This window comes from Streptomyces sp. NBC_01216 (assembly GCF_035994945.1).
Classification (GTDB): domain Bacteria; phylum Actinomycetota; class Actinomycetes; order Streptomycetales; family Streptomycetaceae; genus Streptomyces.
The window spans coordinates 2,744,640-2,764,786 of the sequence record NZ_CP108677.1; the positions used below are offsets into that span (position 1 = coordinate 2,744,640).

Here is a 20,147-nt window from a genome sequence, read left to right on the forward strand (position 1 = left end):
CTCGCGGCCCGCGGCCCTCGTCGCGGGGTGGGCGCGTCCTCGCTCCCGCGCCTCACCGGCCCAGGGCGCCGGGGGGAACGCCGGCGCGCCGTCAGCCGACGGAATCCGGTGGGGTCTGCGCGGACGGCTCCCCGCCCGGCCCCGGCAAAGGATCGGACGACGACGGGGCCGGGGGCGCGGACGGAGCCTGAGGCGCGGACGGGTCAGGGGACGGAGCCGGGGACGTGGGTCCGGGCAGGGGCGTCGGCTCCCAGGCCGCCGGAAGGAAGCCGTACGACTCGAACGCGGACTCGTCCTCGTCGTCGAGGAGCGGCTCGGGGTCCACGACCCGGTCGGCCTCGGGCACGGCCGCCGGGCCGAGGGGCGCGCCGCCCGCGCCGACCGGGGCCGACGCCCCGTCGGCCGCGGGACTCCTGTCACGCCGCGCCCAGGCCCGTACCCCGAGCGTCGTCGGCACCGCCACCACCGCGCACCACAGCACCGCCGCCGCGCCCGTCTGCCACCACACCGGGCCGAAGGCGGACAGCCTGCCCGTGCCGAGCGGTCCGCCCGCGAGCGCCGCGAGCAGGGCCAGCACCGCCCCGCAGGCCCAGGACGCGGCCAGCGCCGTCAGAGCCGCTTCGCGCGCCGCCCACCAGCGCGCGGACCGCCCCACCCGCCACCCCAGGAGGAGCGCCGCGGCCGGCGCGATCACGGCGGCGGCCCACTGCGGCCATGCCCCCGGCCCCTCGGTGGGCAGCGCGGCCAGCAGCGGGAAGGGCGGGACGGCCGCCCCGCCCGAGAGCCCCAGCGGGGTCGCCCAGATCCCGGGGCCGAGGGCGACTCCCGGCCCGAGCGCGTAGGACGCGGCCCAGACCGACGCGTTCGGCACCAGTGCCAGGGCCAGCAGCACCACCGACGCCCGTCCGGACCAGTCCCCCGCGAGCCGCGCGAAGGAGGTGTGCGCCGCGCCCGCGTGCCAGGCCAGCGAGACGGCGACCAGCAGCGCCCCGCCCACCAGGAGGGTCCCCGCGGCGAGCGCGGCCGAGCGCAGCGCCACAGCCGCGTGCTCCTGCTCCGGCAGCGGTCGCCCGCACGCCGTCCAGACGCCCAGACCCGCCGAGGCGGTGACCACCACGGGCAGCCACAGCGCCGCCGCAAGGGGGTCGGCGGGCAGCGGGCCGCTCGCCGAGGAGGCCACCACACCGGCGGCGACCAGCAGGTAGCCCCCGGTGACCGCGCCCACCGCACCGGCCGCGGTGAGCTTCGGCCGGCCCTCCTCCGCGTCGAAGGCGTCGCGGGCGGCCCGGTGGGCCAGCCAGCCCGGCAGCACCATGAGCAGCATCGGGGCCACCCCGAGCGGCGCGGGCACACCGGAGAGGGTGTCGGTGCGGACCAGATCCACCCCGTGGGCCAGCAGCCAGAGTCCCGCGGCCAGGTGCAGCGCCCCGCCGGGGCTGCCGTCGGGGTACGGGGAGGTGATCCACGCGGCGGTCACCACGACGGCCAGCGCGCCGAGCCCGAGGGCCGCCGCGGCCCCGCCGCGCACACACGCGTCCACCAGGGTGGCGTACCGCCCGCCCTTGACCAGCGGGTTCGGTGACAACGGCGGAGACTGCTCGGTCGGATGGCTCACGCGCCCATGCTGCCAACGACACGCGCTTTTCTCGCGTAACAGGCAAACCGCCGTTGTGTCGCTCAAGATACGTTTATGTACTTTTCCGCCCGGAGCAGCTCTGCGGGAGGTCGTCGCCGATGAGTCCGATGAGCCGGAGGGCCGCCGATCCCGCGACCCCGCTGCCCTCCCCCAAGGAGCGCCGCCGCCTGCGCGAGGCCAGGGCTCTCAGCGAGGAGCAGATCGCCGAGGCCATGGGCGTCACCCGGGCCACCGTGCGGTCCTGGGAGACCGGCCGCACCGATCCCCGGGGCCGGAAGCGGGAGGCGTACGCGAAGCTGCTCGGTGCCCACGAGGAGGCGCACGCGAGCGCGAGCACCGGTGGCGCCTCGGGCGGCCTCGGCGCGCACGCCCGGGACGAGGCGCGCGAGGAGGCCCACCCGCCCGGCGCGCGGGCCTTCGACACCGCGCCCGGCACGTCGCCCGCGCCCGGCCAGGAGGCCACCGGGGCGGAGCCGGCGCCGGAGCCCTCCGCCCGCCACGCGCCTGCCGGTCCCCAGCCCTCCACGGGACCCACCGCGAACACCCGGCCGCGGACGGCCGCCAAGCGCGCCGCCAGACCACCCGAGAACCCGGCTCCCGGCCCCACGCCCCTCCACACACCGCAGGAACGCCTGAAACCGGGCGGCTCGGGCACCGGGCCCCGGTCGACGGCGCACCCCACGGACACCCCCGCCGGTGCCGCGCCACAGCGGGCCGCGGAGGGCGAACGGGGCGAGGAGACCGCCGTCGAACCCTCACTCACCCCGGAAGGGGCCTTCGACGCGCTGTACGCGCACGCCGCTCCGGGACTCGTACACCAGACGTACCTCCTCACCGGCCGGCGCGGACTCTCCCGTGAGTCCGTCGAGCACGCCTTCCTGCTGGCCTGGCAGCGCTGGCCCGAGGTGGCGGTGGACCGCGACCCCGTGGGCTGGGTCCGGGCCGCGGCCTACGAGTACGCCCTCTCCCCCTGGCACCGGCTGCGCCGGGCCCACCGGCATCCCGACGGCGCGCCCACCGACGCCGCGCGCCGCGCGTTGCTGGCGGCCCTGCTGGAACTGCCGCCGCCGTACCGGCGCACCGTGCTGCTCTACGACGGCCTCGGCCTCGACCTGCCCGAGACGGCCGCCGAGACCGAGGCCAGCACGCCCGCCGCGGCGAACCGGCTGCTGCACGCCCGCACGGTCATCGGCGGTCACGTCCCCGAGCTGGCCCGCCCGGAGGAACTGCAGCGGCTCCTGGGACGAATGGTCGCCGAGGCTCCGGCGGCGACGCTCGCGGAACCCGCCGAGGTCCGCACGCACGGCGAGCGGCGCGGCCGGACGTGGACGCGGACGGCCCTCGGCGTGACGGCGGCCCTCATCGCCATGACCGCGTTCACGGCCGCCACAGCGCCCACGCAGTACCTCCCGGTGAACGCCCCCGGCCGAACGGTCGAAGGCGTCCCGGTCCGCAACGGCTCTCAGAAGCTCACCCCCGAGGACGAGGAGCTGCGGGTACAGCTCCGGAAGCTGCCCCACAACGGGCCGGAGCGACTGGTCCCCGATCCGCGCTGAGCCCGCGTGGCGCCCTCGCGTCCGGCCGAGCGGCAGGCCCGCGCCGAGACGGAGAAGCACCCGAGGCGGCGGGCCGCCAGACCGAGGCGGCCCGTACGTGAGAGGGCCCCGCCCCCGGTCTCCCGGGTGCGGGGCCCTCTCACGTACGGGTGATCCGGCGGTCAGCCCGCGAGGATCGCGCGCGCCAGCTTGGCCGTCTCCGTCGGCGTCTTGCCGACCTTGACGCCCGCGGCCTCCAGGGCCTCCTTCTTCGCCTGGGCGGTGCCGGAGGAGCCGGAGACGATGGCGCCGGCGTGGCCCATGGTCTTGCCCTCGGGCGCGGTGAAGCCCGCGACGTAGCCGACGACCGGCTTGGTGACGTTGGCCTTGATGAAGTCGGCCGCACGCTCCTCGGCGTCGCCGCCGATCTCACCGATCATGACGATCAGGTCGGTGTCGGGGTCGGCCTCGAACGCCGCGAGGGCGTCGATGTGCGTCGTACCGATGACCGGGTCGCCACCGATGCCGACGGCGGACGAGAAGCCGATGTCACGGAGCTCGTACATCATCTGGTACGTCAGCGTGCCGGACTTCGAGACCAGGCCGATGCGGCCCGGCTTCGTGATGTCGCCCGGGATGATGCCGGCGTTGGACTGGCCGGGGGTGATCAGACCCGGGCAGTTCGGGCCGATGATCCGGGTCTTGTTGCCCTTCGACTGCGCGTACGCCCAGAAGGCGGCGGAGTCGTGGACGGCGATGCCCTCGGTGATGACGACGGCGAGCGGGATCTCGGCGTCGATCGCCTCGACCACGGCGGCCTTGGCGAAGGCCGGCGGGACGAAGAGGACCGAGACGTTGGCGCCGGTCTCCTTCATCGCCTCGGCGACCGACCCGAAGACCGGGACCTCGGTGCCGTCGAAGTCGACGGACGTGCCGGCCTTGCGCGGGTTCACGCCGCCGACGATGTTGGTGCCGTCACCCAGCATGAGCTTGGTGTGCTTCATGCCCGTGGCACCCGTCATGCCCTGGACGATGACCTTGCTGTCCTTGTTGAGGAAGATAGCCATGGTGTGCTTGACCTCGTCCCTTTACTTCGCAGCCGCGAGCTCGGCGGCCTTGTCGGCCGCGCCGTCCATGGTGTCCACACGCTGCACGAGCGGGTGGTTCGCGTCCGACAGGATCTTGCGACCCAGCTCCGCGTTGTTGCCGTCGAGGCGCACGACCAGCGGCTTGGTGACCTCTTCGCCCTTGGAGGCGAGAAGCGCCAGGGCCTGGACGATGCCGTTGGCGACCTCGTCACAGGCGGTGATGCCACCGAAGACGTTGACGAAGACGGACTTGACGTCCGGGTCGCCCAGGATGATCTCCAGGCCGTTCGCCATGACCTCGGCGGACGCGCCGCCGCCGATGTCGAGGAAGTTGGCGGGTTTCACGCCACCGTGGTTCTCACCGGCGTACGCGACGACGTCCAGGGTCGACATGACCAGGCCGGCGCCGTTGCCGATGATGCCGACCTCGCCGTCGAGCTTGACGTAGTTGAGGTTCTTGGCCTTGGCGGCAGCCTCGAGCGGGTTGGCTGCGGCCTTGTCCTCGAGCGCCTCGTGCTCGGGCTGACGGAAGTCGGCGTTCTCGTCGAGAGACACCTTTCCGTCGAGGGCCAGGATGTCGCCGGAGACGACCTTGGCCAGCGGGTTGACCTCGACGAGGAGCGCGTCCTCGGCGACGAAGGTCTTCCAGAGGGTCACCAGGACCTCGGCGACCTTCTCGGCCACGTCGGCCGGGAACTGCGCCAGGGCCACGATCTCGCGGGCCTTCTCGATGTCGACCCCGGTGTTGGAGTCGACCGGCACCTTGGCCAGCTTCTCGGGGGTCGTCGCGGCGACCTCCTCGATGTCCATGCCACCGGCCACCGAGGCCATGGCCAGGAAGGTGCGGTTGGTGCGGTCGAGGAGGTAGGAGACGTAGTACTCCTCGACGATCTCCGGAGCGGTCTCCGCGATCATCACCTTGTGGACCGTGTGGCCCTTGATGTCCATCCCGAGGATGTCCGTCGCGCGGGCGACGGCCTCGTCCGGGGTGGCGGCCAGCTTCACGCCGCCGGCCTTGCCGCGGCCGCCGACCTTCACCTGCGCCTTGACGACCGACTTGCCGCCAAGACGCTCGGTGGCCTCGCGCGCCGCCTCAGGCGTGTCGATGACTTCACCGGCCAGCACCGGTACACCGTGCTTGGCGAAGAGGTCCCTCGCCTGGTACTCGAACAGGTCCACGCGCGTCCGTCCCTTTTCTGATGATCGCGGTTCGTTGTCTGCGTGGGCGTGCCGCGAAGGGCAACGTGACTGCGCTGTCACAAGGGAGGCGTACACGGTGTCCGTGGGCGCGGCATGTCCGTCTCGCAGGTTATCCCCGAGGGACCTGGGTCCCTAAATCGCAGATCACACCTGAGCGGTGATACGGGTCACAGGCCGTAGGGGGTACCGGGCGGTCCGTAGGGGGTGCGGAAGACCGCCCGGTACCTCGGTGGGCAGGCGGGAGACGGGGTCCGCGGGCTCACGGCGCGCCCGGCCGGGGGGTGAGGTGCGCGCGGGCGGCCCTGTGACATGGGCCTCAGTCGAGCGGGGCGCACCCGGCCGGGTGGCTTCCGGACGACGGATTCCGCACGGCGAAGCCCCGGGGATCGCGCCCTCCCGCCCCCGGGACCGGGCGCGGCCGACGGCCGGACCCGGGGCGGGGCTACGGGCGGGTCGCCGGGTCAGGGACCGGCAGCGGACGCTTCTCGATCGCCGCCGCCATGATCTCGGGAAAGAGGTCCGGGGTGCAGGCGAAGGCCGGGGCTCCGAGCGCGGCGAGGGCCGCCGCGTGCTCGCGGTCGTACGCCGGGACGCCCTCGTCGGAAAGCGCCAGCAAGGCGACGAACTGCACTCCGGACGCCTTCATGGCCGCCACCCGCTTCAGCATCTCGTCACGGATGCCCCCCTCGTAGAGGTCGCTGATGAGGACCACGACGGTCTCGGCGGGCCGGGTGATCCTCGACTGGCAGTAGGCGAGCGCGCGGTTGATGTCGGTGCCCCCGCCGAGCTGCGTGCCGAAGAGCACGTCGACGGGGTCCTCGAGCTGCTCGGTCAGGTCGACGACCGCCGTGTCGAAGACGACGAGCCGGGTGGAGATCGACCGCATCGAGGCGAGGACGGCGCCGAACACCGAGGCGTACACCACCGAGGCGGCCATCGAACCGGACTGGTCGACGCAGAGCACGACGTCCTTCTTCACCGACCGCGCCGCCCGGCCGTGTCCGATCAGCCGCTCGGGGACGACCGTGCGGTACTCGGGCAGGTAGTTCCTGAGGTTGGCGCGGATCGTGCGGTCCCAGTCGATGTCACGGTGCCGGGGACGACTGATCCGGGCCGAACGGTCGAGCGCGCCGGTGAGCGTGGCCCTGGTCCGGGTCGCCAGACGCTTCTCGATGTCGGCGACGACCTTGCCCACGACGGTCCGGGCCGTCTCCTTCGTCGTCTCGGGCATGGCCTTGCCGAGCGAGAGCAGGGTGCCCACGAGATGGACGTCCGCCTCGACGGCCTCCAGCATCTCCGGCTCCAGGAGCAGGGTGGACAGACCGAGCCGGTCGATCGCGTCGCGCTGCATGACCTGGACGACGGAACCGGGGAAGTACGTACGGATGTCACCGAGCCAGCGGGCCACGGAGGGCGCCGAGGCACCGAGTCCTGCCGAGCGTTCCCGCCCGGCGGGCCGGCCGTCGCCGCGTCCGTAGAGCGCGGTCAGGGCTCCGTCCATCGCCGCGTCGGCGCCCGCGAGGGAGCAGCCTGTGCCGTCGGCCGCGCCCCCTCCGAGGACCATGCGCCAGCGGCGCAGCCGCTCGTCGTGTGACGGATTCCCGTCGTGTCCGGTGCCGTTCATCGGTCCGCCCTCCCCCACCCGTCGTGTCCCGTAGCGTTCATCGGCCCGCCCCCTCCGGCTCCCCGTGTCCGAGGAGCAGTCGCAGGACCGGCAGGACCGCGTCGGCCCGCGCCTCGTCGAGTCCCTCGGCGAAGCCCGCCGTGCCGGCCCCCGCGCGGGCGGGCGTCCCGACAGACGGGCCCCGTGCGACCCGTTCGCCCAAGGTGCGGCGCACACCGGGCTCGTACGCCGAGAACGTCCGGCGCAGCAGGGGCAGGACGTCGGTGAACGCCCGCGGGGGCACCGCGGTCAGCCAGGTGTCGACCAGGCCGAGGAGACGCGCGTCGTGGACGAGGAGCATGCCGCCGCCGGAGGCGCCGCCGACGAAGCCCTCGATCCAGGAGGCGGCGTCGGCGGGCGGGGTCCCGGGCGAGAGCGCGCGGCTCATGAGCCGCGCGGTCGCGTCCTCGCCGAGCCGCCCGTCGTCGAGGAGGATGCGGGCCGCCCGTCCCCGTATCTCGCCGGGGACGCCGTCCCGGTCGGCGAGCCGGAGCAGCACTCCGCCCCAGCGCTCGACGAGTCCCGCGGCGTCGGGCAGCAGGCCGAGGGCGGTGTGGACGCCGTCGAGATGGCCGCGCATGGCGGTGGCGGCCTCCGTGTCCAGTCCGGCGCAGGCCGGCGGGAGGGCGACGCAGACCCGCTCGGCGATCCCGGCGGCGACCTCGCCGAGCGCTGCCGTGTCGGTGGCCCGCACGTCGCCGTAGCGCAGCGCGCGGGCGAGTGCGGGCAGGGCCTCGGCGAGGTGGCCGACGTCCGCGTCGAGTGCGGCCCGGTCCGCGAGCGCCGTCATGACGACGGGCAGCGCCTCGGAGAGTCCGGCGAGCAGGCACCGCTCGGCGAGGGAAGTGACCTCGGCGAGGGCTGTGGCCTCCAGTGCACGGCTCTCGGCCTTCGCCGTGGCGGCGCTGGCGAGGGTGGTGCCCCAGACGCCCGCCTCGGCGACCCGGACGTGCAGTTCGGGTTCCCAGCTCAGCCGCCAGGTCTCCCGGAAGGTGCCGGTGCTGCCCCGTCCGGCGACCGGCTCGCCCCAGGCGACGGAGAGCAGCCGCAGGCGGTGCAGCATCCGGCTGCGGGCCGCGTCGTTCTCCTTGCGCAGGTCCAGCTCCAGTTGCCGTTCCTGGGCCTCGGGCCTGAGGCGGAGGCCGCGCTGGAGCCGGGCCAGATCACGCTGGAGCGGCACGGCGGGGGCACCGGCGGGCACCTCGCCGAGGACGTCCCCGACGACGAGGCGGTCGTGCACGAGGTCGAGCGGGACGTCGGAGCCGTCGCACATGACGGCGCGTACGGCGTCGGTGGTCTCCCCGAGCCCGGCCAGCGGCCGGCCCCGCATCACCGCGAGGGTCTCGGCGAGACGCACGGCCTCGATGACATGGGCGGAGGAGACCATCCGGTCCTCCGCCCGCAGGAGGCCGGCGACCCTGGTCATCCAGCGTTCGACCGGCCGGTCCGGCGAGGCGAACAAGTGCCCGTACCAGCCGGGTGAGTCGATGCCGGCGCCGTAGCCGGAGCGACGGGCGAGCCGGCGGTGGGTCCAGGGGACCCAGGTGGTCTCCGTCCTCACCTTGGGCAGGCCCTTGAGCAAGGCCCGGTCGGCGGCGACGGTGGTCTTCCGGCCCACCGCGGGCACGTGCCAGGCACCGCAGACGACGGCCATGTCGTCACCGAACTCCTTGCGGGCGGCACGCAGTCGCAGCCGCATGTGCGCCTCTCGGACGAGGTCGCGCGGCCGGCCGCCGTCCCCGTAGGCGTCGCGCAGCGCGCCCATGGCCTCGGCCAGGGCCTCGAACGGGGCGATGGGGTCGGCGGTGCCGCGGAGTTCGACGGCGTCCTCCCACCAGCGCTCGGGGTCGTCGTACCCGGCGGCCCGCGCGAGTTCGGCGACCGGGTCGATCCGCTCCCCCTGGTCGGCCTCCTCCCCGTCGTCCCAGGTGGGGTCGGCGGCGAGGGTGTGCGCGGCGGGCAGGTCGATGAACCGCACCACGGCGCCCGCGTCCAGGGCCCACCGGATCGCCACCCACTCCGGGGAGAAACCGGCGAACGGCCAGAAGGCGGCCCGCCCGGGATCGTCCACGGCATGCGCGAGGAGCGCCACGGGTGGCCGCATGTCCTCGTCCCCGGCCAGGGCCACCAGCCCGTCCGCCTCGGGCGGTCCCTCGATCAGCACCGCCGCCGGCCGCACCGCCTCCAAGGCCGCCCGCACCGCCCGTGCCGATCCGGGCCCGTGGTGCCGCACTCCCAGGACGAGCGGCCCGGCGGCGCCCGGCGGCCGGGCAGCGGGTGCCGCCGCGGCCGGGGAGGCGGCCGGCGCCGCCCGAAGCGCCGTCATGCGCTCGCCTCGCGGCAGGCGCGGTAGAAGTCCTTCCAGCCGTCGCGCTCGCGGACGACCGTCTCCAGGTACTCCTGCCAGACGACACGGTCCGCCGCGGGGTCGCGGACGACCGCGCCGAGGATGCCGGCGGCGACGTCGGCGGGGCGCAGGACGCCGTCGCCGAAGTGGGCGGCGAGCGCGAGTCCGCCGGTGACGACGGAGATGGCCTCGGCCGTGGACAGTGTCCCCGAAGGGGACTTGAGCTTGGTCCGGCCGTCCGTGGTGACCCCGTCGCGCAGCTCGCGGAAGACGGTGACGACCCGGCGGATCTCCTCCACGCCCTCGGGAACCGCGGGAAGGTCGAGCGAGCGGCCGATCTGGTCGACACGGCGCGAGACGATGTCGACCTCGGCGTCCGGGGTGGCGGGCAGCGGCAGCACGACGGTGTTGAAGCGTCGGCGCAGCGCACTGGAGAGGTCGTTGACCCCGCGGTCGCGGTCGTTGGCGGTGGCGATCAGGTTGAAGCCGCGGACCGCCTGCGCCTCCTGTCCCAGCTCCGGTATCGGCAGGGTCTTCTCGGACAGGATCGTGATGAGCGTGTCCTGCACGTCGGCGGGGATGCGGGTCAGTTCCTCCACGCGAGCGGTCAGGCCCTGGGACATCGCCCGCATGACGGGGCCGGGCACGAGCGCGTCCCTGCTGGGGCCGTGGGCGAGCAGGCGCGCGTAGTTCCAGCCGTATCGGATGGCTTCCTCGGGGGTGCCCGCGGTGCCCTGGACCAGGAGGGTCGAGTCGCCGCTGACGGCGGCGGCGAGATGCTCGGAGACCCAGGTCTTGGCGGTGCCGGGCACTCCGAGCAGGAGCAGCGCGCGGTCGGTGGCGAGCGTGGTGACCGCGACCTCGACGATCCGGCGCGGCCCCACGTACTTGGGCGTGATCACCGTCCCGTCGGGGAGGGTGCCACCGAGGAGATAGGTGGCGACGGCCCAGGGCGACAGCTGCCAGCGCACGGGCCGCGGGCGGTCGTCGGCCGCTGCCAGCGCCTTGAGTTCGTCGGCGAAGGCGTGTTCCGCGTGCGGTCGCAGCGCCGCGGTCGCGGAGCCGCTCCCGGCCTCGGGAACGGTGGTGGTCTCGGCCTCGGTCACGGCGCTCGCGACGGTTTCGGGCACGGTCATGGATCCCCCTCCAGATCGTTCGACCTGATGTGTGATCCACCGTGCACCACGCCACTGACAATCCGTCGTCGTCGCAGCTCGGAAGGGTTCTCAAGGGCGTTGTCAGTGGCTCCGCCTACCTTCGGGGCATGGACACACAGGGGGTGCGCTGGACGGCGGATCAGGTGCTGGCTCTGGCTCCTGACGACGCCTCGCGCAGAGCGGGGAGCAAGCTCGGCACGGCCGGTCCGTGGTCCGGCACGGGCAGCGGCGACGGGGCCGTCTGGGGCCTGTGCCGCGGCAGCGGAAGCACGCCGTACCGGACGGTGGTCGACCTCACGGGCCCCGGCTACAGGTGCAGTTGCCCCAGCCGGAAGTTCCCGTGCAAGCACGCGCTGGGGCTGCTCCTGCTCTGGTCCGGGGGCGAACCGGCGGCCGGGAGCAGCGAGGTTCCCGGCTGGGCGGGGCAGTGGCTGGAGCAGCGGCGCGGGCGGGCCGCCGCGTCGAACGCCCGCGGAACGGCGGGCGGGCCGGACGCGCCGGCCGACCCCGAGGCCGCGCGTCGCCGCGCCGGCCGGCGGGCGGCCCGGATCACCGCGGGTACGGAGGAGCTGGAGCGGCGGCTCGCCGATGTGCTGCGCGGCGGACTCGCCGCGGCCGAGCGGTCCGGCTACGGACCGTGGGAGGAGACCGCGGCCCGCATGGTCGACGCCCAGGCACCCGGGCTGGCCCAACGAGTGCGAGAGTTGGGGTCGATCCCGGGATCCGGCCCCGGCTGGCCGGTGCGGCTCCTGGAGGAGTGCGCGCTGACCCATCTGCTGGACCGGGCCTGGCTGTCGGTCGACCGTCTGCCCGATCCGCTCGCGGCGACCGTCCGCACCCGGATCGGTCTGCCCGCACCCGCGGACGGGACCCCGGTGCGGGACCACTGGCTGGTCCTCGCCCAATACGACTCCTCCGAGGGCCGGCTGACGACCCGGCGGATCTGGCTGCACGGCAGGACGAGCGGGCGCACCGCCCTGCTCCTCTCCTTCGGAGCGGCGGGGCGGGCACCCGAACTGGCCCTGCCCGTCGGGGTGGTCATCGATGCCGCGGTCACCCCGCGGCCGGGCGCGGGCGCGCCGCGCGCCGATCTGGACACACGGTTCTCGGCGCCGGCCCCGCTCGACGCGCCGCCGCCCGGAGGCTCCGTCGGCGAGGCGCTCTCGGTCTACGGCTCCGCGTTGCGGGACGATCCCTGGCTGGAGTCCTGGCCGGTGACCCTCGCCGAGGTCGTGCCGATACCGACGGACCATGGCTGGCAGCTCGCGGACGCAGTCGGCGGCGAGTCGCTGCCGCTCAGCGGCCCGGCGCTCGCCCGCCCCGGGCTGTGGCGGCTGGCCGCCCTCTCCGGCGGGCGGCCCGTGACCGTCTTCGGCGAGTGCGGACATCGGGGATTCACCCCGCTCGCCGCCTGGTCCGCGGACGCCCCGGGCGAGACCGTCCCGTTGCACTGACGGGCCCTGCCACCGAGCCGGACGAGAGCCGGCCACGAACCCGACGAGAGCTTGGAGAACCGTGATGGACGCCTGGGAGGAGCTCGTCACCGCCGCACTGCTCGGAACCGATCGCAGACCCCCGGCGCCACCGGCGGGCGAGGACGGCCCCGGGGGCGGAGGCGGCACCCGCGCGGCGGCCGGTTCCGGGGCCGTCGTCGACGCGCCGGCCGCCCTGCTGGACGCCGCAGCGCTGCACACCGTGCGGCGCAGAGCGGGACTGCTGCCGGGACCGGCCGCGGCCTCGCCGGAACCCGCGCCGGCGGACGGGCGCCGGCCGCTGCCGGGACCGGCCCGCCGCCGGCTCGGCCTACTGCTCGCGGGCCGGTCCGCCCCCGCGCCGTCCGGGGGGCGGCGCGGGGTGACACCCGACCTCGCCGAGCTGCTCCCCCAGTGGCTCGCCGTCGCCAACGAGCACGGCTACAAGGCGCCCGCCTCCGCCCTGCCCGCCCTCCTCGACGCCGCCCGCGCCCGCACCGACCTGAGACCGCAGGCGCTCGCCTTCGCCGGACCGCGCGGGCTGTGGCTCGCCGGGCTCAACCCCGAGTGGAAGTTCGCGCTGCGCGCGGGCCGGGCGGGGGTGACACTGCCGGACGCCGGGGACGGTGAGGCCGTCCGGGGCCTCTGGGAGGAGGGGCTGTTCGCCGAGCGGATCGCGCTGCTCGCCGCCGTGCGGGCCGCGGACCCCGCCGCCGGGCTGGCGCTGCTGCGCTCGACGTGGACGACGGAACGGGCCGAGGACCGGTTGATGTTCCTGGACTCGCTGCGGGACGGGCTGTCCGGGGCGGACGAGGAGTTCCTGGAGGAGGCCCTGGGCGACCGCGGTCGCAACGTCCGCTCCACCGCCGCCGAGCTGCTGTCCGCGCTGCCCGCGTCGGCGCTCGCCGGGCGGATGGCGGGCCGGGCCGCGTCCTGTGTGAGTCTCGACCGTACGGAAGGAGCGGCGGCGATCGTCGTCGAGGCGCCGCACGAGTGTGACGCGGGCATGCTGCGGGACGGTGTGGCACCGGCTCCCCCGGCCGGCCGGGGGCAGCGGTCCTGGTGGCTGGGGCAGCTCGTCGAGGCGGCGCCGCTGTCCTGTTGGCCGGCCCGTTTCGGGGGGCGGGCGCCGGAGGAGATCCTGTCGTTGCCGGTCGCCGACGACTGGCGTGGGGAACTGCACGCGGCCTGGTGCAGGGCGGCCGTACGACAACGCGACGTGCCCTGGTCCCGGGCACTGCTGGGGCCGCCGGCGGCCCCGCCCGCGACCGGGCCGGGCACCTCGTCCCTGGCGGAACGGGCGAAGCTGCTGTCCATCCTGCCGGACGGGGAGCGGGCCGACTGGGTCGCTGGGTTCGTGGCGGCCCACGGACTGTCCGAGGCGTTCCAGCTGCTCGGGGTCTGCGCGGTGCCGTGGGCGGAGCCCCTGGGCGCCGCGGTGATCGACGCCCTGGACATCGCCCGGGACGCGGGCAGCTACCCGTGGAGCTTCAGCGGAGTGATGGGGCTGGCGGAGCGCTGCCTGTCACCCGAGGCGGGCGGGCAGCTGGAATCGCTCGCCGCACAGCCCGCCGCACCCGAGGAAGCGTCCCCGGGTGCGGGCGGCTACTGGTCGGAGGCGTTCCGGCGGCTGCTGTCGACGCTGCGGTTGCGCGCCTCGATGCACGCGGAGCTCGCCGGGCGGCCGTCCGGCGAGCCTGTCGGGTGACCTTCGTCCGAAAGGTGGACGCGGCATGGCGCGTGTGATTCCGACGCGCCGGGAAGTCCTCGCGGCGAAGCCACGGGGCACGGCGCGCCGAGACGGACAGAAGAGAGCGGAGGCGGACGGAAACGGACCGGACCGGCTGCCGCCGCCTCGCCGGCGGCGGGCCTGCCGGACCCGTCGGGTGTCAGGCCGCCACGCGGACGTTCGCGTTCACCCAGCTGACGATCGAGGCGGTCGTCGCGCCGGGCGTGAAGATCTCCGCCACGCCCTTCTCCTTGAGCGGCGGGATGTCCGCCTCGGGGATGATGCCACCGCCGAAGACCTTGATGTCCTCGGCGTCGCGCTCCCGCAGCAGCTCCAGGACCTTGACGAACAGCGTGTTGTGGGCGCCCGAGAGGATCGACAGCCCGATCGCGTCGGCGTCCTCCTGGATCGCGGTGTCCACGATCTGCTCGGGCGTCTGGTGAAGCCCGGTGTAGATGACCTCCATGCCGGCGTCGCGCAGTGCCCGCGCGATCACCTTGGCCCCGCGATCGTGGCCGTCGAGACCCGGCTTGGCCACCACCACGCGGATCGGACCGGTCACACCCATCACTGCCTCCACATGCGACCCCCGCGCGTCTGTGCCGGGGAGGTGAACGAACGTTATCGCCAGCATCCCGCAAGCGGCCGTTTCGCGGTGGGTAGCGAGGGGGAAATCACACGGTGGGACACGTTCGCGCTGCGCCGCCCCCCTTCCCGGGCCCCCTCCCGGGGTCCACCAGCCGCAGGACCGGGTCGTGCGCAAGGGAGCCGCCAAAGGGCCGCCTGGCGTCCGGGCCGTGAGCCGCACGGCCCGGGGCCCGGTGCACCGGCCCGCCGTGCGGCGCCCGCGCACCGTATCGGGAGGCCGCCGATGGAGCTCACCGGGCTGACCAGGCTCGCGAAAGTCACCACCACCCTGAAGGCCAATGCCCTGGAACTGGCGATCCTCACCGGTCACCTCCTCCTCTACCCCTCGGGCATCGTCGCCGAGCGGGCCTCGGTGCCGACGTCCGATCCCCTGGCCACGCCCGGCTCCCGGCGTCCCGTCGTCCTTCTGCACGGCTTCGTCGACAACCGCTCGGTCTTCGTCCTGCTCCGTCGCCACCTCGCCCGGCACGGCCGTCACACACTCGGGTCGCTCAACTACTCACCGCTCATGTGCGACCTGCGTACCGCCGCCGACCTGCTCGGCCGGCACGTGGAGGAGGTGTGCGACCGGACCGGCCACCGGGAGGTCGACGTCGTCGGGCACAGTCTGGGGGGACTGATCGCCCGCTACTACGTGCAGCGTCTGGGCGGTGACACACGGGTACGCACCCTGGTCACGCTCGGTACGCCGCACGCCGGCACCGGCGTCGCCCCGCTGGCGAGCGCCCACCCGTTGGTCCGCCAGATGCGGCCCGGCTCCGAGGTGCTCCGGGAGCTGGCCAGTCCGGCACCGGGCTGCCGGACCCGTTTCGTGAGCTTCTGGAGCGACCTCGACCAGGTCATGGTCCCGGTCGAGACCGCCCGCCTGGACCACTCCGACCTGACCGTGCACAACGTCCGGGTGAGTGGGATCGGCCATCTCGCGCTGCCGGTGCATCCGACCGTGGTCGCCGGCATTCGGCAGGCCCTGGACGCGGACGAGACGGAAGGCGCCGCGCCCGGGGCGGCCTCCGTGGCCTGACCTCCCGGGCCCGACACACCGGGAACCGGGCCCGACACACCGGCGGGACCGCCGCCGGTGTGCGACCGGCCCGCGAGGCATCTGCGTCTGACGGGTTGCCGGAACACACCATCCTTCGAACGTTTCTCGAACACAGGGCCAAGGCTCTCCCTGGGGACCACCGAAACACGGCCGATTGCCCGTTTCCTACGGGACCGGACCCCTCGGAAGATTGTCGCCCGCGCATACCGCCGGGTACAGTCGCGCCACTGCTTCACCCCGGGACGCCCCTGAGCGGGCCCACCCGGACTGGTCCTGCCGCCGAGGCGAGAGAGAAGTTGGTGAACGACCAGCACCCCCACGCCGGGTACGTCGGAGACGACGGCCACAGCATCGGCGGCTTCGCCACGGACCCGTTGTTCGGCGCCCTCCCGGGCGGATACGACGCCGGCCACAGCGGCCAGTACGACACCACGCAGTGGGGCAGCGGCGCGTACGACACCTACCCCGCGGACCAGCCGGTGACACCGCAGTACGCGGGCTACGACACCACGGGACAGTACGAGACCACCGGCCACTACGACACCACCGGCCAGTGGGACGCCACCGCGTGGAACGAGGCGCAGCAGACCGGCCAGTACCAGTCCGCCTCCTTCGCCTCGTACGACACCACCGGCCAGTGGACGACGCCGGGCTACGAGAGCGGTGCGTACGACGCCACGGCCTGGAACCAGGCGGCGCCGGAACACGGGCGCCAGGCCGCCGAGCCGGTCGTCCCGCAGCAGTACACACCCGACCACGAGTACGTCCCCGCAACCGGTGAGTACGCCCCGGGACAGGAGTACGCACCCGAACCGGCCGCCTATCTCCCCGAACAAGACGCGCACCACGAGCACATCGGGGACACGGCGTACGACGCGCAGGCCGATGAGCGGTTCCCGGAGCAGCACACGGACGAGCCGCTCGCGGAGCACACGGCCCGCTTCGAGGCCGCCGAGCAAGACGCGTACCCGTACGACTACGCCACCGGCACGTACGACGACGCGGTGGAACACGACGATCGGACGCAGCCCGGGGAACCGGACGACCGAATGCGCGTCGAGGCCCCCGTCGCCGCCAGGCCCGTGCGTCGTTCGTCCGGGGGGAGCCGCGGCCGTCGCCGTACGCCCGCGAAGCGTTCCGCCCTGCTGACCGTCGCCGTCCCGTCCGCCTGTGTCATGGGCGTCGCGGGGATCGCCGCGGCCTCCGTGGGCGGGCTCGCCGACGCGAGCCCCGGCACGAAGGACGACACGATGGCGCTCGCCGCCGCCGATCCGTCCTCGGTCAAACCGGTCGCCGCGAACAACGAGCTGGACACCCAGCTCCAGGCGCTCAGCGCCGACGCGCGCGACTTCGGCGACCGCGCCAGCCGCACACAGGAGCGCATCGACCTCCGGCTGCGCGAGGAGGCCGAGAAGAAGAAGCGGGAGGAGGAAGCGGCCCGCAAGGAGGCACTGCGCCCCAAGTTCCTGCTGCCGGTGAAACTGCACCAGCTCAGCGCCCGCTACGGACAGGCCGGCGTCAACTGGATGTCCCTGCACACCGGTATCGACTTCCCCGTCCAGTACGGAACCCCGGTGATGGCCGCGACCGACGGCACGGTCCGCACGCAGTGGAACAGCGCCTACGGCAACATGGCGATCGTGACCGCGGCGGACGGCACCGAGACCTGGTACTGCCACCTCAGCAGCACCAAGATCCGCTCCGGCAAGGTCAAGGCCGGTGACGTGATCGCGTACTCCGGCAACTCCGGCAACTCCACGGGCCCGCACCTCCACTTCGAGGTCCGCCCGAACGGAGGCACGCCGATCGACCCGCTGCCGTGGCTGCGCGGCCACGGTCTCGACCCGACCACCTGAGCGTCGGCCGGCGTCGGCACCACATGGACATGGGGAGGGCCCCGGCTTCGGCCGGGGCCCTCCCCATGTCCATGTGTCCGTGGGCGGACGGGCACACGAGCCGGAGGCCCGAGGAACGGGCCGGTCCGGGGAAGCGCTACGGGCGGGAACGTCAGGTCAGAGCTTCTCGACAGGTGCGTACCGCAGCAGGAGGCGCTTCGGCTTCTCGTCGCCGAAATCGATCGTCGCCTGCGCGTCCGAGCCCGCACCCGTCACCTGCACGACCGTGCCGAGGCCGAACTGGTCGTGCGTGACCCGGTCGCCGGGCTGGAGAGCGATCACCGGCTTGTCGCCGGCGCGGCGCGTGGCGAAACCGGAGGGGCCCGAGCGCGAGCGCGAGGAGGAGAGCGAGGAGGTGATGCCCGAGGTCGGCCCGGCCGGCTTGACCATGGGGCCGGTCCGCTTCCACTCCAGGTACGTCGGCGGGATCTCCTCCAGGAAACGGGAGGCCGGGTTGTAGGACGGCTGGCCCCAGGCGCTGCGCATCGAGGAACGCGTCAGGTACAGCCGCTCGCGGGCGCGGGTGATCCCCACGTACGCGAGGCGCCGCTCCTCCTCCAGCTCCTTGGTCTGGCCGAGCGCCCGCATGTGCGGGAAGACGCCGTCCTCCATGCCGGTCAGGAAGACCACCGGGAATTCGAGGCCCTTGGCGGTGTGCAGGGTCATCAGTGTGATGACGCCGGACCCCTCCTCGTCCTCGTCGGGGATCTGGTCGGAGTCGGCGACGAGCGCGACCTTCTCCAGGAACTCCGCCAGTGTCGCGGGCTCGTCACCCCGCTCCTGCTCGAACTCCAGTGCCACCGAGGCCAGTTCCTGGAGGTTCTCGATGCGGGTCTCGTCCTGCGGGTCGGTGGACGCCTGCAGCTCGGCGAGGTAGCCCGTGCGCTCCAGGACCGCTTCCAGGACAACGGCCGGACCGGCGCCGGAGTCCGCGATGGTGCGGAGCTCCTCCATGAGGGTGTTGAAACGCTTGACGGCGTTCGCGGAGCGTGCCGCCATGCCGTACGCCTCGTCGACCCGCTTGAGCGCCTGCGGGAAGGTGATCTTCTCACGCAGCGAAAGGGCGTCGATCATCGCCTCCGCACGCTCGCCGATACCGCGCTTGGGGACGTTGAGGATGCGGCGGAGCGGGACGTTGTCCTCGGGGTTGGCGAGGACCCGCAGGTAGGCCAGGACGTCCCGGACCTCCTTGCGCTCGTAGAAGCGCACGCCGCCGACGACCTTGTACGGCAGGCCGACCCGGATGAAGATCTCCTCGAAGACGCGGGACTGGGCGTTGGTCCGGTAGAAGACGGCCACGTCTCCGGCCTTCGCCTCGCCCGCGTCGGTGAGCCGGTCGATCTCGTCGGCGACGAACTGCGCCTCGTCGTGTTCGGTGTCGGCGACGTAGCCGGTGATCTGCGCACCGGCCCCCGCGTTCGTCCACAGGTTCTTGGGCCGCCGGCTCTCGTTGCGTTCGATGACGGCATTGGCGGCCGAGAGAATGGTCTGCGTGGAACGGTAGTTCTGCTCCAGCAGGATCGTGGTCGCGTCCGGGTAGTCCTCCTCGAACTGGAGGATGTTGCGGATGGTCGCCCCGCGGAAGGCGTAGATCGACTGGTCCGCGTCGCCGACGACGCACAGCTCGGCCGGCCCCAGGTCCTCGTAGCCGGTGCCGACCAGTTCGCGCACCAGTGTGTACTGGGCGTGGTTGGTGTCCTGGTACTCGTCGACGAGGACGTGGCGGAATCGGCGGCGGTAGTGCTCGGCGACGTCGGGGAACGCCTGGAGCAGGTGGACCGTCGTCATGATGATGTCGTCGAAGTCCAGCGCGTTGGCCTCGCGCAACCGGGCCTGGTACATCCGGTACGCCTCGGCCAGCGTCTTCTCGAAGCCGTCGGCGGCCTGGTCGGCGAACGTCTCCTCGTCGATCAGCTCGTTCTTGAGGTTCGAGATCTTGGCGCTGAACGACTTCGGCGGGAACTTCTTGGGATCGAGGTCCAGATCACGGCAGACCAGCGCCATCAGACGCTTGGAGTCGGCGGCGTCGTAGATCGAGAACGACGAGGTGAAGCCGAGCCTCTTCGACTCACGGCGGAGGATGCGGACGCACGCGCTGTGGAAGGTCATGACCCACATGGCGTTGGCGCGCGGCCCGACGAGCTGCTCGACACGCTCCTTCATCTCGCCGGCGGCCTTGTTGGTGAAGGTGATCGCCAGTATCTGGCCGGGGTGGACGTGCCGGCTGCCCAGCAGATGGGCGATGCGGTGGGTCAGCACCCGGGTCTTGCCGGACCCCGCGCCCGCGACGATGAGCAGCGGGGTGTCGGTGTGGACGACGGCGGCGCGCTGCTGCTCGTTCAACCCCTCCAGAAGCGCGGCGGGGTCCACGACCGGGCGCGGGGCACCGTCGCGGTAGTACGCGTCCCTGGCCGGGGCCGCGCCGGAGCCCTCCCCGGACCCCGTGGCTCCGGGAAGACCCCACTCGCCGAAGAGGTCGTGCGGAACCTCCTCCGCGGCCGGGGTGCCGCCGTGCTCGTGGTCCTCGGGCGGCGGCGGGTGCTCCTCCGGGGAGTGGTTCCGGAGGCTCGCCAGGAAGCTGTCGTCGAAAAGGCTGCTCATCGCCTCACGAGTCTAGGCCGCCGCACCGACAGCCCGCTCCCGCCTTCCGAAGTCACGGCCGGTTCATGGAGGGTCACCGTCCGGATCAGGTCACGGAAATGTATCGGACAAATAGAGCACCGGCCTTCCCAGTC

Annotated in this window: 13 protein-coding genes; 5 read left to right on the forward strand and 8 right to left on the reverse strand. The window is 73.6% G+C overall.

Going from position 1 to position 20,147, the window contains the following annotated elements:
• Window positions 1-91: 91 nt before the first annotated feature.
• A complete protein-coding gene (locus OG393_RS11760; protein WP_327374616.1) occupies window positions 92-1,615 on the reverse strand; it encodes a cell division protein PerM in 1,524 nt (507 codons plus the stop codon).
• A gap of 128 nt (window positions 1,616-1,743) precedes the next feature.
• On the opposite strand from OG393_RS11760, the gene OG393_RS11765 reads away from it, so the two are divergent.
• Window positions 1,744-3,192, forward strand: a complete 1,449-nt coding sequence (locus OG393_RS11765; RefSeq protein WP_327374617.1) for a helix-turn-helix domain-containing protein — start codon at window positions 1,744-1,746, stop codon at window positions 3,190-3,192.
• A gap of 161 nt (window positions 3,193-3,353) precedes the next feature.
• On the opposite strand, the gene sucD is transcribed toward OG393_RS11765, so the two are convergent.
• The 5 genes from sucD to OG393_RS11790 all read right to left on the reverse strand — a co-directional run bounded on the left by sucD (window position 3,354) and on the right by OG393_RS11790 (window position 10,605).
• Entirely contained in the window at window positions 3,354-4,238 is an 885-nt protein-coding gene (gene sucD, locus OG393_RS11770; protein WP_327374618.1) for a succinate--CoA ligase subunit alpha, read from the reverse strand.
• A gap of 21 nt (window positions 4,239-4,259) precedes the next feature.
• Window positions 4,260-5,438, reverse strand: coding sequence for an ADP-forming succinate--CoA ligase subunit beta (gene sucC / locus OG393_RS11775; RefSeq protein WP_327374619.1), 1,179 nt, complete (start codon window positions 5,436-5,438; stop codon window positions 4,260-4,262).
• Window positions 5,439-5,901: 463 nt separating this feature from the next.
• The gene (locus OG393_RS11780; protein ID WP_327374620.1) at window positions 5,902-7,083 is read right to left on the reverse strand and encodes a VWA domain-containing protein; all 1,182 of its coding nucleotides are present in this window, start codon (window positions 7,081-7,083) and stop codon (window positions 5,902-5,904) included.
• A 37-nt stretch (window positions 7,084-7,120) separates the two neighbouring features.
• Window positions 7,121-9,448 carry a DUF5682 family protein gene (locus OG393_RS11785; protein ID WP_327374621.1) on the reverse strand — a complete coding sequence of 776 codons (2,328 nt, stop codon included), beginning with the start codon at window positions 9,446-9,448 and terminating at the stop codon, window positions 7,121-7,123.
• A complete protein-coding gene (locus OG393_RS11790; RefSeq protein ID WP_327374622.1) occupies window positions 9,445-10,605 on the reverse strand; it encodes an ATP-binding protein in 1,161 nt (386 codons plus the stop codon). The genes OG393_RS11785 and OG393_RS11790 overlap by 4 nt, the downstream gene beginning before the upstream one ends.
• Window positions 10,606-10,748: 143 nt before the next feature.
• On the opposite strand from OG393_RS11790, the gene OG393_RS11795 reads away from it, so the two are divergent.
• Both OG393_RS11795 and OG393_RS11800 read left to right on the forward strand, forming a co-directional pair.
• Complete coding sequence (locus OG393_RS11795; RefSeq protein ID WP_327378396.1) at window positions 10,749-12,080, forward strand: SWIM zinc finger family protein; 1,332 nt, start codon at window positions 10,749-10,751, stop codon at window positions 12,078-12,080.
• 64 nt (window positions 12,081-12,144) lie between these two features.
• Window positions 12,145-13,806, forward strand: a complete 1,662-nt coding sequence (locus OG393_RS11800; protein ID WP_327374623.1) for a DUF5691 domain-containing protein — start codon at window positions 12,145-12,147, stop codon at window positions 13,804-13,806.
• Window positions 13,807-13,987: 181 nt separating this feature from the next.
• Here the strand turns inward: OG393_RS11800 and OG393_RS11805 are convergent, their stop codons facing one another.
• The gene (locus OG393_RS11805; protein WP_327374624.1) at window positions 13,988-14,395 is read right to left on the reverse strand and encodes a cobalamin B12-binding domain-containing protein; all 408 of its coding nucleotides are present in this window, start codon (window positions 14,393-14,395) and stop codon (window positions 13,988-13,990) included.
• Between the two features lie 303 nt (window positions 14,396-14,698).
• On the opposite strand from OG393_RS11805, the gene OG393_RS11810 reads away from it, so the two are divergent.
• Together OG393_RS11810 and OG393_RS11815 are read left to right on the forward strand one after the other, a co-directional pair.
• Window positions 14,699-15,496 (forward strand): esterase/lipase family protein, encoded by a 798-nt coding sequence (locus OG393_RS11810; protein ID WP_327374625.1) that lies wholly within the window; start codon window positions 14,699-14,701, stop codon window positions 15,494-15,496.
• Between the two features lie 320 nt (window positions 15,497-15,816).
• Window positions 15,817-17,373 (forward strand): M23 family metallopeptidase, encoded by a 1,557-nt coding sequence (locus tag OG393_RS11815; protein ID WP_327374626.1) that lies wholly within the window; start codon window positions 15,817-15,819, stop codon window positions 17,371-17,373.
• A 156-nt stretch (window positions 17,374-17,529) separates the two neighbouring features.
• On the opposite strand, the gene pcrA is transcribed toward OG393_RS11815, so the two are convergent.
• Entirely contained in the window at window positions 17,530-20,013 is a 2,484-nt protein-coding gene (gene pcrA, locus OG393_RS11820) for a DNA helicase PcrA (RefSeq protein WP_327374627.1), read from the reverse strand.
• Window positions 20,014-20,147: the final 134 nt, after the last annotated feature.

What these genes read in the sequence shown, in the direction of transcription:
- OG393_RS11765 (WP_327374617.1), top strand. Translation starts at nt 1,744, where the DNA reads ATGAGCCGGAGGGCCGCCGATCCCGCGACCCCGCTGCCCTCCCCCAAG.
- sucD (WP_327374618.1), bottom strand. Translation starts at nt 4,238, where the DNA reads ATGGCTATCTTCCTCAACAAGGACAGCAAGGTCATCGTCCAGGGCATG.
- OG393_RS11780 (WP_327374620.1), bottom strand. Translation starts at nt 7,083, where the DNA reads ATGAACGGCACCGGACACGACGGGAATCCGTCACACGACGAGCGGCTG.
- OG393_RS11785 (WP_327374621.1), bottom strand. Translation starts at nt 9,448, where the DNA reads ATGACGGCGCTTCGGGCGGCGCCGGCCGCCTCCCCGGCCGCGGCGGCA.
- OG393_RS11790 (WP_327374622.1), bottom strand. Translation starts at nt 10,605, where the DNA reads ATGACCGTGCCCGAAACCGTCGCGAGCGCCGTGACCGAGGCCGAGACC.
- OG393_RS11800 (WP_327374623.1), top strand. Translation starts at nt 12,145, where the DNA reads ATGGACGCCTGGGAGGAGCTCGTCACCGCCGCACTGCTCGGAACCGAT.
- OG393_RS11805 (WP_327374624.1), bottom strand. Translation starts at nt 14,395, where the DNA reads ATGGGTGTGACCGGTCCGATCCGCGTGGTGGTGGCCAAGCCGGGTCTC.
- OG393_RS11810 (WP_327374625.1), top strand. Translation starts at nt 14,699, where the DNA reads ATGGAGCTCACCGGGCTGACCAGGCTCGCGAAAGTCACCACCACCCTG.
- pcrA (WP_327374627.1), bottom strand. Translation starts at nt 20,013, where the DNA reads ATGAGCAGCCTTTTCGACGACAGCTTCCTGGCGAGCCTCCGGAACCAC.